This window comes from Marinovum sp. E3, assembly GCF_055755275.1.
The window spans coordinates 1,675,504-1,690,013 of sequence record NZ_CM146908.1 but is presented as its reverse complement, the minus strand read 5'-3'; the positions used below and the strand labels follow the sequence as shown (position 1 = coordinate 1,690,013).

Below are 14,510 nucleotides of genomic sequence, written 5' to 3'. Positions count from 1 at the left end.
GTCAAAATATCGGTCATACTTGCCGGATAGACTGACGCCGAGACATCCGGGATTCGCCCATGCCCAATCCGCTTGCCAATGTCACCGTGCTCGACTTGACCCATGTGCTGGCCGGGCCCTTCGCCACCATGACGCTGGCCGATCTGGGCGCGCGGGTGATCAAGGTCGAACGGCCCCGCAGCGGCGATGACACCCGCGCCTTTCCCCCCTTCAAGGATGGCAAGAGCGCCTATTTCTCGGCTCTCAATCACTCCAAGAAAAGCATCGCGCTCGATCTCAAGGCCGAGGACGACCGCGCGGTCTTTCACCGGCTGCTGGCGCGCGCCGACGTGATTGTCGAGAATTTCCGCCCCGGGGTGATGGAGCGGCTGGGATACGGCTGGCGCGATCTGCACGCCGCCTATCCCCGGCTGATCTACGGCGCGGTCTCGGGCTTTGGCCACACCGGGCCGGATGCCCGGCGTCCGGCCTATGACATGGTGGCCCAGGCGCGTGGCGGAGTGATGTCGATCACCGGCGAAGCCGGCGGCGACCCGGTGCGCGTCGGCGCCTCGATCGGCGACATCGTGGCCGGCATGTATCTGACCCAGGGCGTGCTGGCGGCGCTGTTCGACCGCGAGACCACCGGCAAGGGCCGCAAGATCGATGTCGCCATGCTCGACAGCCAGCTCGCCATTCTCGAACATGCCATTGCCATCACCACCGCCACCGGCACACCGCCGGGGCGGACCGGCGCACGGCACCCGTCGATCACCCCGTTCGAGACCTTTCATGCTTCTGACGGGCTGTTTGTGATCGCCGCCGGCAACGACCAGCTCTTTGAGCGGCTCTGCGTCTGCCTCGCCCTGCCGATCGCCGAGGATCCGCGTTTTGCCACCAACCCGGCCCGCTGTAAAAACGCCCGCCTTCTCAAACGTTTGATCGAGGCGGTGACGCTCGACAATACCGCCGCCTTCTGGATCGCCAAGCTCGGCGCCGCCGGCATTCCGACCGCCCCGATCCAGGATGTGGCCCAGGTGCTCAAGGATCCGCAGATCGAGGCGCGCAGGATGGTTGTCGACGTGCTCGACCGCAACGGTCGCCACGCCTTTACCGCCGCCGGCAACCCGATCAAGCTCTCCGGCATGGAGGACCGTACCACAAGACGCCCGGCCCCCGATCTCGACGGCAATCGCGGCGAAATCCTGCATTGGCTGGAGGACGACACCGGCGGCTGACGTATCCGCGGCGGCGCTTGCCGCTTGTGGGCCTTTTACTCAGCCCTGTCGTGCCTATAGTCGCGCCAAACGCGCGAAAGAGAATCCCATGTCCTCCCAAGATCCCCTTGTCGTCTTTACCCCCTCCGGCAAACGCGGCCGCTTTGCCGCCGGCACACCGATCCTGACCGCCGCCCGGCAGCTGGGCGTCGATCTGGATTCGGTCTGCGGCGGGCGCGGCATCTGCTCCAAGTGCCAGATCACCCCGGGGGTGGGCGAATTTTCCAAACATGGCGTGACCGTGGCGCCCGATGCGCTGTCGGCGTGGAACGCCGTCGAAGAGCGCTATGACCAGAAGCGCGGGCTGAAACCGGGGCGACGGCTGGGCTGTCAGGCGACGGTGCAGAGCGACGTGGTGATCGACGTGCCGCCCGAAAGCCAGGTGCACAAGCAGGTGGTGCGCAAAGCGGCAAGCGCCCGCGCCATCCTCATGGATCCGGCCACCCGGCTGTTCTTCGTGGAGGTCGAAGAGCCCGACATGCATGAACCCACCGGCGATTTCGAGCGGCTGGAACGCGCGCTCGAAAAGCAATGGGATATCAAGGGCCTGCGCGCCGACCTCAGCCTGATAGGCAAACTTCAGAAGGTTCTGCGCAAGGGCGACTGGCGGGTGACCGTGGCGCTGCATCACGATCATCGGGCCGCGCGATCCACCGTCATCGACATCTGGCCGGGGCTGCATGAGGCCGGGCTTTACGGGCTGGCGATCGACCTTGGCTCCACCACCGTGGCGGCGCATCTGACCGATCTCGAGACCGGCGAAGTCAAGGCATCCTCGGGCATCATGAACCCGCAAATCCGCTTTGGCGAAGACCTGATGAGCCGGGTGTCCTACGCGATGATGAATCCCGGCGGCGAGGTCGAGATGACCGCCGCCGTGCGCGAGGCGCTGAACACGCTGGCCGAGGAAATCGCCAAAGAGGCCGAGATCGACGCCAGCCTGATTGTCGAGACGGTCTTTGTCTGCAACCCGGTGATGCACCACCTGCTGCTGGGCATCGACCCGGTCGAGCTGGGACAAGCGCCCTTTGCGCTGGCGACGTCTGAGGCATTGCGGATCGACGCCAAGGAACTCGACCTGACCGCCATCAACCCGCGCGCCAAGACCTATGTGCTGCCCTGCATCGCCGGCCATGTCGGCGCCGATGCGGCTGCCGTGGCGCTGTCGGAGGAGCCGGGCAAATCCGAGGATCTGGCGCTGATGGTCGATGTCGGCACCAATGCCGAGATCCTGCTGGGCGACAAGAGCCGGGTTCTGGCCTGTTCCTCGCCCACCGGGCCGGCCTTTGAGGGCGCACAAATCTCTTCCGGCCAACGTGCCGCCCCCGGCGCGATCGAGGCGATCCGCATCGACCCCGAGACCAAGGAACCGCGGTTTCGCGTCATCGGCTGCGATCTCTGGTCCGACGAGGAAGGGTTTGCCGAGGCCACGGCGGCCACCGGCATCACCGGCATCTGCGGCTCGGGCATCATCGAGGCGGTGGCCGAGATGCGGCTGGCGGGCCTTGTCGATCCCTCGGGGCTGATTGGCGGCGCCGAAAAGACCGGCACCCCACGTTCGGTCCCCGAGGGCCGCACCCATGCCTATCTGATCCATGACGCCAGCGCCGAGGGCGGGCCGCGCATCACCGTGACCCAGGGCGACATCCGCGCGATTCAGCTCGCGAAGTCAGCGCTTTATGCCGGGGCGCGGCTGTTGATGGACACCCGCGGCGTGGACAAGGTGGATCGGGTGGTGCTGGCCGGGGCCTTTGGCGCGCATATCTCGCCGCTGCATGCCATGGTGCTGGGGATGATCCCCGACGTGCCGCTCGACAAGGTGACCAGCGCCGGCAACGCCGCCGGCACCGGCGCCCGGATCGCCCTCTGCAATATCGCCGCGCGCAAGGAGATCGAGCGGGTGGTGCGCCAGATCACCAAGGTCGAGACCGCCATCGAGCCGAAATTCCAGGAGCATTTCGTCAATGCCAATGCCATCCCGCATGCCACCGATCCGTTCCCGGAACTGCTCAAACACGTCACCCTGCCTGACGTGAGCTTCAACACCGGCGGCGACGATGGCGAAAGCGGTGGCCGCCGGCGGCGCCGGCGGCGCGGCTGATCCCGGGGCCGGCGCAACAGGAGAATGCAGATGTCCGACAACGACGCCCAGGCCGATTATTGGAGCAGCGACGCGGGCCGCAAGTGGATCACCCATGAGGCGGCAATGGACGCCTCGATGACAGCGGTGCTCGACCGCGTCCTCGCCCTGGCCGCGCTGGCGCCGGGCCAGCGGGTGCTCGATATCGGCTGTGGCGCCGGGGCGACAACCGGAGCGGCGGCGGCCCGTGTCGGGCCGACCGGTCATGTTACCGGGGCGGATATCTCCACGCCGCTGCTGGCACGGGCACGCGAACGTTTTGCCGGCGCGGACAGGATCGATTTTCTGCGGGCCGATGCGCAGACGCATGACTTTGGCGGCGCGCGGTTCGACCGGGTGATTTCCCGGTTCGGCGTGATGTTCTTTGCCGATCCCGAGGCCGCCTTTGCCAATATCCGCCGCGCCATGCTGCCCGGGGCGCGTCTGGCCTTTGCCTGCTGGGGCGATCCGGCGCATATCCCCTGGTTCGCGATCCCCGCCGGGATCGCCGCCGCCCGCCTCGGCCCGGCCCCCGAGGCCGAGCCGACCGCCCCCGGCCCCACGGCCTTTCGCGATGCGGCGCGGGTGCGGGATATCCTCTCCGCCGCGGGGTTTTCCGACGTGGGGTCTGTCACCGAAAATATCCCGATCCGCCCGCCCGGTACGCCGCGCGACGTGGCCGAACTGGCCGGCAATCTAGGGCCTGCATCGTTTCTGTTGCGCCACCACGAAGGTGACGCCGAGGACCGCCGGGTCATCGTCGACGGCATCGCGGCGGCGCTGCCCCCCTATGAGACCGAAACCGGCATTACCCTGCCCTGCGAGGTTCACCTGATCACTGCCACCGCCTGAGTTGCCCCGACACACGGGCGGGTGAGAAATCGTGACAGGGTCCGACCGGCCGAAAGCGCTAGATTATCGGTGCAATCAAAAGGGAGGACACTGAGATGACCAAACATATTTTCGCTCTGGCGCTCGCAGCGGCCGCGGCCACCGCCAACGCGCAGGATGCGCCGTTCGGCACCGAGGCCGACGCGGCCTATGCCGCCGATCTCTGGAGCGTGATGGAAGAGCTGCGGATGGTCGGCGACGGCATGATCCACGCGATCCCCTATGAGGGTATCGAACCGCATGGCCTGATGCTCGAGACGTTTTTCACCGAAGGCACCGTCGATGGCCATACCGGCACGCTGATCGTCAAGCGCAACTACGGCCCGGCGGGCGTCTCGGCCGACGAGGTGCAGGCCGCGCCCGAAGAGCATCTCGGATCGATCACCGTCATGTTCCGCCGCGAGCAAGGGTATGACGCGGACAATCAGGATTGGTTCTGGGTGAAATACCTGCCCGACGGCACGCTTGATCAGAACCCGGCCGGGATGCAATTGGCGGGACGGGTGGCCAAGGGCGCCGATGCAGGCTGCATCGCCTGTCACTCCGGGTCCGACAACTATCTCTTTACCAATGCGGCGATTACCCCGTAACTCCGCGCCAGCGCGGTCTCGCGGCGTCACGCTGCGGGACACGCGGCATCACGTAACCGTGATCCAGGTAAACTAATTCGTTGGTGATCCCGTACTTCCTTGCATCCCGCGCCGATGACGGTGCGGCGACTTCAAAGGGAGACACCTTCATGACACGTATTCTTTCCGCGACCGCGCTCGCCGCCAGCATGGCGACTGCCGGCTTCGCCGCAAGCCATTCCGAAACCGAAAACCCGATGGTTGGCGGCGCCGCGATGTTTGCCGACAAGACGATTGTCGAAAACGCCGTCAATTCCGCCGATCACACCACGCTTGTCGCCGCCGTCAAGGCCGCCGGGCTGGTCGAAACGCTGTCAGGCGAAGGACCGTTCACCGTATTTGCCCCCACCAACGACGCCTTTGCCGCCCTGCCCGACGGCACCGTCGAGGCGCTGCTGCAACCTGGCATGAAGGACGAATTGACCGAGGTGCTGACCTGCCACGTGGTGGCCGCCGATGCGATGTCGATGGCGATCAAGGGCATGATCGACGACGATGGTGGCACCCATCCGGTCTCGACGGTGGGCGGCTGTACCCTGCAAGCCACCTATATGGGTGACAAGATCATGATCGAGGACGAACAGGGCCGGACCGCGACCGTCACCATCGCCGACGTCAAGCAATCGAACGGCGTGATCCATGTCATCGACACCGTGCTTCTGCCCGCCGAGGATGCGGCGATGGAAAGTGACGCCGCTATGGAAACCGATGCGGCGATGGAAACCGATGCGGCGATGGAAATGGCGGACGCCGATGTTCCGATGGTGGGCGGCGCCAAGATGTTCCCCAGCAGAACCATCGTCGAAAACGCGGTGAACTCGGCCGATCACACCACGCTGGTCGCCGCCGTCAAGGCCGCCGGTCTGGTCGAAACCCTGTCGGGCCCCGGCCCCTTTACCGTCTTTGCCCCCACCAATGACGCCTTTGCCGCGCTGCCCGACGGCACCGTCGAGACCCTGCTGAAGCCCGAGAACAAGGACCAGCTGACCAAGATCCTGACCGCGCATGTGGTGGCCGGCAGCTGGACCGCCGAAGACATCATCCGCGAGGCACGCAAGAGCCGCGACAACTTCTATCACTTCGCGGCGGTCTCGGGCGATGCGCTCTCGGCCAAGGTGACGGCCGGCAATCGGGTGTTCATCTTTGACGAAAACGGCAATGCCTACGAGGTGACCCAGGCCGATGTCATGCAATCGAACGGTGTCATCCATGTGGTCGAAGGCGTGCTCCTGCCGCGCTGATCTCCGATCTTGCCACTCACAGAGCACAAAGGGCCGCCCCGCAACGCCGGGGCGGCTTTTTCGTGCCGGCTGCCGGATGCGGATCCTGCGCCATGGCTCTTGCAGAGCGTCGCGCTCTGCGCTATTTCGACGATCCAGAGCGCGGGTATGGTGAAAAGGTATCACGCGAGCTTCCCAAGCTTAAGTTACGGGTTCAATTCCCGTTACCCGCTCCAATCCATCAAGAAAAATTACGGCTGTGTTTCAACGACTTACAGCGCACTTAGGCGAGTGGCGGGCAATCCACTCAAGAACCGACATAGGAAAAATCGGGAACGTCTGGGGGTATTCTGGAACACGACCCCCAGAGTAATCCCCAGAGCAGAGCCGCACTCACTCCCCGTCCCTTGCCCCATCCAATGCGTTCGCCCCGGCGTTCCAGTACCGTCGCATATCCGACGCCCCGACGTGACCGCAGCGCCTGCATTGGCACCGCCGCAGGATGGCGTCCCGCGTCATGGCGTGGCTCTCAGGTGGCGCGGGGATGTCGTTCTCGGCACCGCAGGCCGCGCATTGAAAATAGAGGATCAGCATGGGGCGCAGATAGCGCCGTGGGGTGGTGAGGCCAAGGGTCGTCCCTATTTGGACAACACATAGGGCGGAACCCATACGCGCTTGGGGCCGAAACCCTCAGTCAGAAATTCAGCCTCGGGCCACTCGGAAGGGGCTGCGCCGTTCTCGGTGTACTCAGTGGTCACCACCCCGTTTTCAACGGAAATAACCGGCCTTATGTATCAAACGCACCAAGATCATAGCTGCAAAACGCGCCCATGTGAATCATCCTTGGCCCATGCAGGACAGGACAATCAACAACGCGCTGCTGGCGCTATACAAGGCCCGGGGTGAGCAAGCTGATGCAGCAGAAGCCTTGCTGAACATGCGAGGCGTGCCCCTGCCTGTAAGGCGTGTCTACGACCGCCAGATGCGCAGAGGGCAGAGCCGCAGGTTGGTATTGGGTGCGCTGTCAGAAGGCCCCTGCCTGACCGGCAAGATATCGGACAGGATGCAAGAGGCACTTCCCGGCATCACCCGCAGGAGCGCGTGTCAGCGGGTGCATATGGCGCTTAGGCGGCTTGAGGCCGCAGGCCTTCTCAAAGCTGAGTTGAAACGCAAGGGGGTGACTTACGCTCAGCTTGTTGAAAAGCTGGCAGATATTGGAATCAGTGAGAAAGAGGCGAACGTCGCCAACAAGCTATCCCGTGGGAAGTTTTCGGCGGCGTTTATGTTGCAATGTCTGAACGCCGTTGGATCATCGCAGTTGCACTTGGATTAGCAATTTTAGCTCTAGTCGGGGTCGCCGGAAAATATTCTTGGGACATATTCTCAGCCTACCAAGAAGATAAATCCAACGAACGCATAAGCGCAGCCGAGTATTACGCCGATACCGCCCAGCATAGCGTAGGCTCCTGCCGACCCATCGTGGCGGAAAGAGGCATTATCGACTGGCTTACTTGTCTCGCCGACAACATAAGCGCTGACGGCAGCGTAAAGCAGGCCGAATATGATCTGAAAGCCCAACAGGATATGGCCGCGTGGGCATTCGGTATGCTCATCGTTACTTGCTGGTTGACTTTGATAACTCTTTTCGGGGTCTTCTTCGTTTGGAGAACGCTCAAAGTCACCCGGGACATGGCTGCTGACGCGCGCGAAATTGGGGAGGCTCAAGCCAGGGCCTACATGGGTATCGGTGAATGTAAGATGGGCGTGAGCCTCTCTAGGAATGGCATCAATTTTGACCTTACCGCCAAGAATTCCGGTAATTCTCCGAGTAAAGAATGTGAGTTTAGCGCTTGCGTTGTGTTTTTCTATAATGAGCCTTGCCAGCAATCCTTGGCGCAGGAAACTCCAATATGGGTTAACGCTTCGCTCGCTGAGTTCGCATCCAGTGAATACAGGCGTGAGCAGTTCGAATTCATCGGAGTGATGGAGAGAAGGGCAAACACCGCGCCTAATCCTCTGTTGGCACAAGTTGAAGTAGTCTTGTTTTACAGGGACATATTTTGCAAGCCGCAATCCAGCTTTGCTGAGTTCATTATATCTTACGGTTCCGTCGGGGACTTCGGCGCAATCAATCCCCTTACTCGTCATCGTGTCAATATTGATGGAAGGGAAGACCTGCGCATTGCTAGACATATTGAAGTCCTGAAGAAAAACAGGAAGAAGGCAGATAACCGCTAATACCTCAATCATCGCTCACACCCCGCTTGGTGCGTTTGATACATAAGGCCGGAAATAACCCGATACACCTCTAAATCGGCGCGGCTGGTGGTGTATAGGTCACCAGCTTTTGGCACCCATTCCACCCCCTGATAAAAGCGCGCTGCCAGCGCCTCTAGCTTCTGCGTCTTGGTCAATCGCATGTCTCGCTACCTCTGCCCCTGCCGATTACGCCGCACGATAATCAGGCCGAGCCCGATTGCCAGGATGGCCTTGGACACCACGATAGGCCATTCGACCGGGACGCCCAGATTGCGGGCCAGCAGCGTGAACAGCGTACTCAGCCCCAAGAGCGAGAATGCCGCGGCGATAGCGCGCCCCGGCGGCTTCACCCGTGAATACTGGTGAGCCAGCCACCAGCAGGACAGCACCATTGCCACGCTCGTGACGTTGTTCGCGATCAGCAGCCAATTCATTCCCGAGGATCCTTCAAGACGAGTTTGCGCACGCCACGGACGGCGGCGATCCCGCCCTCACCCATGACGAAACCGGCGGCGAGATAGGCCCAGGTTCCGGCGTCCGTCAGCCGGTCCATCAGGTGCCCCACCAGGCCGCCGAGGAATATCGCACTGAGCGCGCCAGCAAAGCCTTCGGCCAGACGTCGCCGCCACGACGACTGCGGCGCGAAGACCGCTCGGACGTAGGCCCCAGCCGCGCCACTGAGGCACAACGCGCTGATTTGTTCGGGTGCTGATGCGAGGATTTGGCGCATCCACTCCAAAGCCGTCATTGCAGAATCATTCCCGGCGCTCGAATTGTGTTTTCAGCCATGCGATTTCCCAATCTATCGTGTGGTCAGGCACCGGGTGCGGGCGGCAACCCTGCCCGGTGCCGCAGGTTGGGCGCTATTACAGCACCGGCTCGTCAGGGCGTCCCAGCCCCACGCGCTCCATCTGCTCCAGCACGTAGCGCTCGGCCAGGCTGTCGAGAATGCCGTCACCGGGCACCAGCTTGCGGATCGCGTCAGGTACAGAGGCCTTCGCATAGGTCACGGCAGCATCGCGCCACTCCTGCACCGCCCGGTCGGGGCCGTGGCGCATCGCGCGCTTGACGCCGGTGATGATGGCCGAATGCAGCGCCTCGCGGTGTCGCGCCTCGATCTCGATACCCGTCCAGCGCCGGAACTGCGCCGCGGCCAGGCCGATCAGGACGGTGATGATCATGCCGAGGATTTCGAGGATCTGCGGCTCGAATGTCGTAAGAAGGTCGTTCATGGCTATGCCTCCGATGTGGAAAGGTTGCCGGTCGCCGCGAATGGCGCCGGTTTCGATGCGTCGAACCCGTGAGGGAAGCGGACTCCGAGCAGCCGAGAGCGCGGGAACCACGCCTCGGTCACGTTGTCGGATTGATTGCCGCCGATGACGCGAAGGTGGGTCTTGTTCGCGCCGGTGATGGCCGGGGCCACGTGGCCGTTCCAGCTCTTGGTTTTGTGCGTGCGCCAGAACACCGCCACGCCGCCGAGAGGAAGGTCAGCGCGTTCCGGGTCGGCACCGTCGAGCGCGTCACGGCCATACTCGAGCCAGTTGCGCGCGCCGAGGCGGTTGAAGTCCTGCGGCTCGTCAGGCGCTCCGGCGGCCATGCAGTGCGCCGCGAACAGTCCGCACCACGGCACGTCGTCGCCGGTGTACCATTGATCCAGATCGATCGCCCATTTCATGATGACCGGATTGTTGCCCTTGCCCGCCACCTCCCGCGTGCCCAGCAGCGCCCGCGCCTCTGCCAGCCAGGGAAGGCCCGACGCATCGGCCGGAGCGGCCCAGGGCTTGGCCGCGTCGGACCACAGGAGGCGCGACGTCACCGGGCCAATGAAGGCGCGGGCGCGGAGGCCATTGGCCTCCTTGAAACGGATCACCGCGTCTTCGGTGCCGGTGCCGGCCACGCCGTCGATCCTGAGACGGTAGAAGCCGAGTTGCGCCAGCCGCGTTTGGGTGGCCGTGATGAGGTCTTTGTCGAGCGCCATGGAATCCTCCTTCGCGCATAGGAAAGCCCGCGCGATGGCGGGCGTCAGGTGTTGAGAAAGCAGCGCCGAAACGACGCCGCGCAGTGGTCGTGCTCATCAAGCTGCTGGCGCTGGCCTCTAGCCCTCGCACACTCTCCAAAGCACCGCCCCAAGCCAGGGCAAGCCCAGCCAAAGTGCGAAGGTTAGGCTCATGAAAAAAACCGAAATCCACGGAGATCGGAGCGGGCGAAGCAGCGGCGGGATCGGCGGAAGCATTAGCTGTACACCGCCGTCCCGAAGCCCTGATCTACGCGTCCGTCGGATCATTGATTTCGTCCCTTTCGAGCAGTGCCGCATAAGCCTGCGGCCAGATCGGCTCAGACACATCCGGTGTGAACTCAACCAGGAATTCGGCCACGTACTGTGCGCGGCTCTCGAAGGCCGATTGAGACAGAAACGCCCGGAAAAGCGCACGCGAGGCCGCCCCGTGGTTGCTGGCCTCGACGTTGTTGAGGCGGATATAACAATCACGCACCTCGCCGAAGCTGGTCATGATTTCTGCTTGAATTGCCATAGTGTAGCCCTCGTGGTTTAGGAGTCGATTGCGCCCCAGGGGTTCAGAACTGCGGTTGAGCCAAGATCGCCCGCGACAGTGCAGAAAAAGGCTGCCTTGCCTCCCGCGCCTGCTGAGCGATTGAATACAATGTCGCCGACCCGCACCGCCGAGCCGTCAGCAGGCGCCCCCGACCAATAGAAAACGCGCTGGTAGTAGTCGCCGCGCCTTTCAAAGTTCCCTAGGTACATGAGCAGCTGCTCGACAACGGGTTGTGGCACATCGTTATATTGCTCGATGCGGACCCCAGTGTGCCCCCCGGCACCCGTGGACCAGGATTTCCAGCGAATGCTTCCAGTCGCGCTGATGATGTTGTTGGCCCCGATCATTGCATCGACGGCAATATTTCTGAAGTTTACGAAATAGCCATCAACAGGGCGCGTCCCCTGAATGTCGTCAATGATCGTGCAGGAAATCATCTTGCCCGGGTTTGTACCGCCGCCGTATTGCAGCACCGCGGCTTTGTTTCCCAGCCACTCGGTACCGCCCCGATAGATGAAATGAACACGGTCCAGGATCGCGCCATCGGTGAAATACCCAAGGGTGTACCTTTGAGCGTCAATCACGGTTCTTTCATAAAGAACATTGTGACCACTGCCCACGGTCCCGCTGTTGACGAGGTGGGACGCGGCAAACGTGACAGGATTGCCGTTGTAGTATTTCGCAGTGTTGTCCGTAATGACACCACGGATAAACCGTGTTGCGTCATGCGGGTTGGCACTGCCTGCACCCACCAGGACCACGCCGACAATCACCACGTCCTCGAAGACGAAGCCCGGTTTGTCCACCCTGAGCGCGTAGTTGTCCAGAGCAACAATCATCCCGCCGGTCATTTTCACATGGAAGCTGTCACCGCTGTTGGCGGCGAAAGAAATGCCCGCGTTTTCCAGCAGGTGGCATTCCACCAGTTGGACCGAGACGTTCAGCGAGCTGGTCGGCTCGATGTCAACGCCTGCACCCGGCGCGGATGACCAGCCGCCGCGCCCGGTGAACGAGAACGAACACGACTGCGCCATGGCCGACACGCCGCCAACATGGCTCCAGCCTTGCCGCCCGTTATATTCCGAATGGACAGACTGCAACAGCACAGGCCATGCCGGATCGCCATATGCCGTGCCGCCCCTGGCGGTATATACACCGTCGCGGCAGCAGTGGTGGGAATAGACGTTCTGGACCAGGGATGCCTTATTGCTCGAAAGCCTGATGCCGTCGTGATCCCCCTGCGAGGAATACGTGCCGGAGGCCCCGAGCGACAGGTTCGCCATATTCCCGTCAATTTCCAGATCACGGATGACAATCGAGTCACAGCTCGCCACGTAAATGGCAAAGCCGATGTCCGACCTATTGTTGATCCCCTGCGTTTCCGACGCGGCTGCAGCGCCAGTCACCGGATCATGCGCCCCGAATGCCAGGCCGTCCGCGAACTTCAGGATCGAGCCATTGCCCTCGATCACATAGTTCCCGGTGCCGCCGCCTTCGATGAAGATGTTTTTCAGGTAGGCGTAGGCCCGGCTGTCCGTCGTATCGCCGGTAAACGTCTGCTCACCAATGATATAGGTTTTGCCCTGGCCGAATGTCAGCTTGCCGCCACCCGCCGCCTGGATCGCCTGAGACGCCGTGTAGATCGCCAGGCGGTCGAGCGTGGACCCGTCGCCAGCCGCGCCGAATGCGTCCACGTGCCAGCCAAAATCGTCATGGGGAATAACACGCAGCAGCACACCACTTGCGTTGGCCTTGTGGTAGCCGGTGGCCCCTCCTTCGGCAGTACCAAGCACCTTGACTTCATAGGCGAAATCCCCGCCAGTGATCTTGGTACCTACGGGCACATGAGAATAACCCCGCGTGTCGGCAAATACTTCGGGGGCTGACGTGCACTTCATCCGCGTCGACACAAACTGCACGCTCACGCCATCGATGACAGTCGACCCGTTGGCCGTGTAGGTGCTGGCGGGAACACTGATGAAAATTTCCGGCTCGTTGTTGTCGCCGGAGGTGACGCGCACGGTCTGTCCTTCCGCGATATCCGTCGCGGCGGCGAGCGTGGCGAGGTCGGGCTTGGAGCGGTAGACCAAATTGGCAGAAGCCATCCGGTAATTGTCGCCGTCCGCGCCGATCAGCAACTCGGGCGGGCTGGCCGTGACCTCAATCCCATCCGGATCATAGACCCATGAGCCGCCCAGACCGTCCCCTCGGGAATAGCCTCCCTTGAGCACAACAGAACCCACCCCAGCGGCGCGGGTGTAGAGTGCCACGTCAGCCATCGTGTCGAGGGTTTCGGTCGCGACGAGGTCGGCTGCGGTATTGGCGGCCGCCGTCGCCGCCTCCGCGTCGGCAATCAGCTGTGATAGGTCCGCGCTTTCGAGGACATGCAGGTCCGTGACCTCAGTTGTGCGCAGCGTCTCGATTGCCGTGGTGCCGTCATCGCCATAGGTCTGGATAAATGGGCAGGCATAGATCGTACCGGACGGAGGCGCGGTCACATCTTCGACGGCGAGAGCCGAGACCCGCGCCGACAATTCGACCAGCCCGGAAGACGTGAGCGCGTCGGATTTGGTTGCCAGTGTCGCGACGGAGCCGATCAGCGCTTTGTCTTCATCTAGCCAAGCCACGCGCAACAGAATCCCGTGGTTGTTCGGGTCAGCCGGGTTCGACGTGCGCCGGAAACGCGCCGTGAACTCGATCACGTCATTATTCAGCGCCACCGGGTTTCGCGCAGCGACGATACCAGCGCCGGCTTGGACGTAGGCCAGCCCCGCGCCGGATACGGCCGCGCCGCCCGAGAGGGGCGTCTTGTCAGCACCTTCGCCCGTATAGGTCGCCGAGAAGGCGTCGGGGTTATCGCCAGGGCGGTCAGATTGGGCCGCCTTCGTCGCGCCGGCGGCTACGCTTGCAAGCTTGGCCTTTTCCTCATCCGTGAACGCGTTGGTGTCATCCTCGGCCTCATACGCGGCCTTAATCTCGGCACCGGTCTGATCGGCCGTGGCGGCGGCCTCAATCCCCGCGAGCTTGGTCCGCTCTGCAGTCGTCATCAGCAGATTGGTCGCGCCCTCGGTCAAGTCGTCACTGTCGCCAGAGCTCGCAACCGCAGCCAGTGCCAGCGCCGCGCGCTGTGCTGCGGCATCGGCCGCCGTCAACAGCGCGCGCCCGGCGGCGGTGCTGTCGTCAATATCGGCGGCCTCAATGACGACGGCGCCGGCTTTGCCCGCAACAGACACCACGCCAACATCAATCCGGATGCGCGACCACTCCGAACCATCCGAGACGATGTAATCGCCGACCGCCCAATCGCTGATGCCGTCGAGCGCGGTACTGCCGGCGGTGCCGACCCAGTAGACATGACCGCTGTTCCCGGCCGCGGCTGCCGGAATGGCCGGGCTGTTGGCATCGGCATCCCAGACGCCCTGCCAGCTCAGGGCGCCGGTGACCAGGCTCAGGTCGGTGGCGCTGGCGGCGAGGGCGAGAATCTCGTCGAGCAGAGCCACGATCCGCTCTGGATCCGGCTGATGGTCGGATTGCACGGGGTTGCCGCGCCACACCGCGCGCGGTGTTTCGGTGGTTTCCAGCAT

At 63.1% G+C, this 14,510-nt stretch carries 13 protein-coding genes, 1 tRNA gene and 1 pseudogene; 8 read left to right on the top strand and 7 right to left on the bottom strand.

The genetic code is table 11. The features are described from left to right. Window positions 1–59 precede the first annotated feature (59 nt). The 8 genes and pseudogenes from AC0J5K_RS08345 (at window position 60) to AC0J5K_RS08310 (ending at window position 7,448) form a co-directional block, all read left to right on the top strand. A complete protein-coding gene (locus tag AC0J5K_RS08345) occupies window positions 60–1,217 on the top strand; it encodes a CaiB/BaiF CoA transferase family protein (RefSeq protein ID WP_048531875.1) in 1,158 nt (385 codons plus the stop codon). 88 nt (window positions 1,218–1,305) lie between these two features. Next, window positions 1,306–3,357, top strand: coding sequence for an ASKHA domain-containing protein (locus AC0J5K_RS08340; protein ID WP_074835711.1), 2,052 nt, complete (start codon window positions 1,306–1,308; stop codon window positions 3,355–3,357). Between the two features lie 30 nt (window positions 3,358–3,387). Next, window positions 3,388–4,227, top strand: a complete 840-nt coding sequence (locus tag AC0J5K_RS08335) for a class I SAM-dependent methyltransferase (RefSeq protein WP_274565492.1) — start codon at window positions 3,388–3,390, stop codon at window positions 4,225–4,227. 95 nt (window positions 4,228–4,322) lie between these two features. After that, window positions 4,323–4,856 carry a cytochrome P460 family protein gene (locus tag AC0J5K_RS08330; RefSeq protein WP_048531880.1) on the top strand — a complete coding sequence of 178 codons (534 nt, stop codon included), beginning with the start codon at window positions 4,323–4,325 and terminating at the stop codon, window positions 4,854–4,856. Window positions 4,857–5,005: 149 nt separating this feature from the next. Continuing rightward, window positions 5,006–5,563, top strand: a pseudogene (locus AC0J5K_RS08325) (fasciclin domain-containing protein); the annotation flags it as partial. A gap of 30 nt (window positions 5,564–5,593) precedes the next feature. Further along, window positions 5,594–6,136 carry a fasciclin domain-containing protein gene (locus tag AC0J5K_RS08320; RefSeq protein WP_274565502.1) on the top strand — a complete coding sequence of 181 codons (543 nt, stop codon included), beginning with the start codon at window positions 5,594–5,596 and terminating at the stop codon, window positions 6,134–6,136. A 141-nt stretch (window positions 6,137–6,277) separates the two neighbouring features. Next, a tRNA-Gly gene (locus tag AC0J5K_RS08315) sits at window positions 6,278–6,351 on the top strand. Between the two features lie 614 nt (window positions 6,352–6,965). Continuing rightward, window positions 6,966–7,448 carry a DUF6471 domain-containing protein gene (locus AC0J5K_RS08310; RefSeq protein ID WP_274565493.1) on the top strand — a complete coding sequence of 161 codons (483 nt, stop codon included), beginning with the start codon at window positions 6,966–6,968 and terminating at the stop codon, window positions 7,446–7,448. A gap of 50 nt (window positions 7,449–7,498) precedes the next feature. Here AC0J5K_RS08310 and AC0J5K_RS08305 read toward each other — a convergent pair whose 3' ends face one another. The 7 genes from AC0J5K_RS08305 to AC0J5K_RS08275 form a co-directional block, all read right to left on the bottom strand. After that, complete coding sequence (locus AC0J5K_RS08305) at window positions 7,499–8,365, bottom strand: hypothetical protein (protein WP_274565494.1); 867 nt, start codon at window positions 8,363–8,365, stop codon at window positions 7,499–7,501. Window positions 8,366–8,541: 176 nt separating this feature from the next. Then, window positions 8,542–8,808 carry a hypothetical protein gene (locus AC0J5K_RS08300; RefSeq protein WP_274565496.1) on the bottom strand — a complete coding sequence of 89 codons (267 nt, stop codon included), beginning with the start codon at window positions 8,806–8,808 and terminating at the stop codon, window positions 8,542–8,544. Then, window positions 8,805–9,122, bottom strand: a complete 318-nt coding sequence (locus AC0J5K_RS08295; RefSeq protein WP_274565497.1) for a hypothetical protein — start codon at window positions 9,120–9,122, stop codon at window positions 8,805–8,807. Before AC0J5K_RS08295 ends, AC0J5K_RS08300 begins: the two co-directional genes overlap by 4 nt. Window positions 9,123–9,240: 118 nt before the next feature. Next, complete coding sequence (locus AC0J5K_RS08290; RefSeq protein ID WP_274565498.1) at window positions 9,241–9,606, bottom strand: hypothetical protein; 366 nt, start codon at window positions 9,604–9,606, stop codon at window positions 9,241–9,243. A 2-nt stretch (window positions 9,607–9,608) separates the two neighbouring features. Continuing rightward, the gene (locus AC0J5K_RS08285) at window positions 9,609–10,352 is read right to left on the bottom strand and encodes an NlpC/P60 family protein (RefSeq protein WP_274565499.1); all 744 of its coding nucleotides are present in this window, start codon (window positions 10,350–10,352) and stop codon (window positions 9,609–9,611) included. Window positions 10,353–10,638: 286 nt separating this feature from the next. Further along, on the bottom strand, window positions 10,639–10,905 hold the full coding sequence (locus AC0J5K_RS08280; protein WP_420398640.1) for a hypothetical protein: 267 nt from the start codon (window positions 10,903–10,905) through the stop codon (window positions 10,639–10,641). Window positions 10,906–10,922: 17 nt separating this feature from the next. Then, entirely contained in the window at window positions 10,923–14,510 is a 3,588-nt protein-coding gene (locus AC0J5K_RS08275) for a cell envelope integrity TolA family protein (protein WP_274562201.1), read from the bottom strand.

What these genes read in the sequence shown, in the direction of transcription:
- AC0J5K_RS08310 (WP_274565493.1), top strand. Translation starts at nt 6,966, where the DNA reads ATGCAGGACAGGACAATCAACAACGCGCTGCTGGCGCTATACAAGGCC.
- AC0J5K_RS08345 (WP_048531875.1), top strand. Translation starts at nt 60, where the DNA reads ATGCCCAATCCGCTTGCCAATGTCACCGTGCTCGACTTGACCCATGTG.
- AC0J5K_RS08320 (WP_274565502.1), top strand. Translation starts at nt 5,594, where the DNA reads ATGGAAACCGATGCGGCGATGGAAACCGATGCGGCGATGGAAATGGCG.
- AC0J5K_RS08335 (WP_274565492.1), top strand. Translation starts at nt 3,388, where the DNA reads ATGTCCGACAACGACGCCCAGGCCGATTATTGGAGCAGCGACGCGGGC.
- AC0J5K_RS08275 (WP_274562201.1), bottom strand. Translation starts at nt 14,510, where the DNA reads ATGCTGGAAACCACCGAAACACCGCGCGCGGTGTGGCGCGGCAACCCC.
- AC0J5K_RS08295 (WP_274565497.1), bottom strand. Translation starts at nt 9,122, where the DNA reads ATGACGGCTTTGGAGTGGATGCGCCAAATCCTCGCATCAGCACCCGAA.
- AC0J5K_RS08280 (WP_420398640.1), bottom strand. Translation starts at nt 10,905, where the DNA reads ATGGCAATTCAAGCAGAAATCATGACCAGCTTCGGCGAGGTGCGTGAT.
- AC0J5K_RS08330 (WP_048531880.1), top strand. Translation starts at nt 4,323, where the DNA reads ATGACCAAACATATTTTCGCTCTGGCGCTCGCAGCGGCCGCGGCCACC.
- AC0J5K_RS08340 (WP_074835711.1), top strand. Translation starts at nt 1,306, where the DNA reads ATGTCCTCCCAAGATCCCCTTGTCGTCTTTACCCCCTCCGGCAAACGC.
- AC0J5K_RS08290 (WP_274565498.1), bottom strand. Translation starts at nt 9,606, where the DNA reads ATGAACGACCTTCTTACGACATTCGAGCCGCAGATCCTCGAAATCCTC.
- AC0J5K_RS08285 (WP_274565499.1), bottom strand. Translation starts at nt 10,352, where the DNA reads ATGGCGCTCGACAAAGACCTCATCACGGCCACCCAAACGCGGCTGGCG.
- AC0J5K_RS08300 (WP_274565496.1), bottom strand. Translation starts at nt 8,808, where the DNA reads ATGAATTGGCTGCTGATCGCGAACAACGTCACGAGCGTGGCAATGGTG.
- AC0J5K_RS08305 (WP_274565494.1), bottom strand. Translation starts at nt 8,365, where the DNA reads ATGATTGAGGTATTAGCGGTTATCTGCCTTCTTCCTGTTTTTCTTCAG.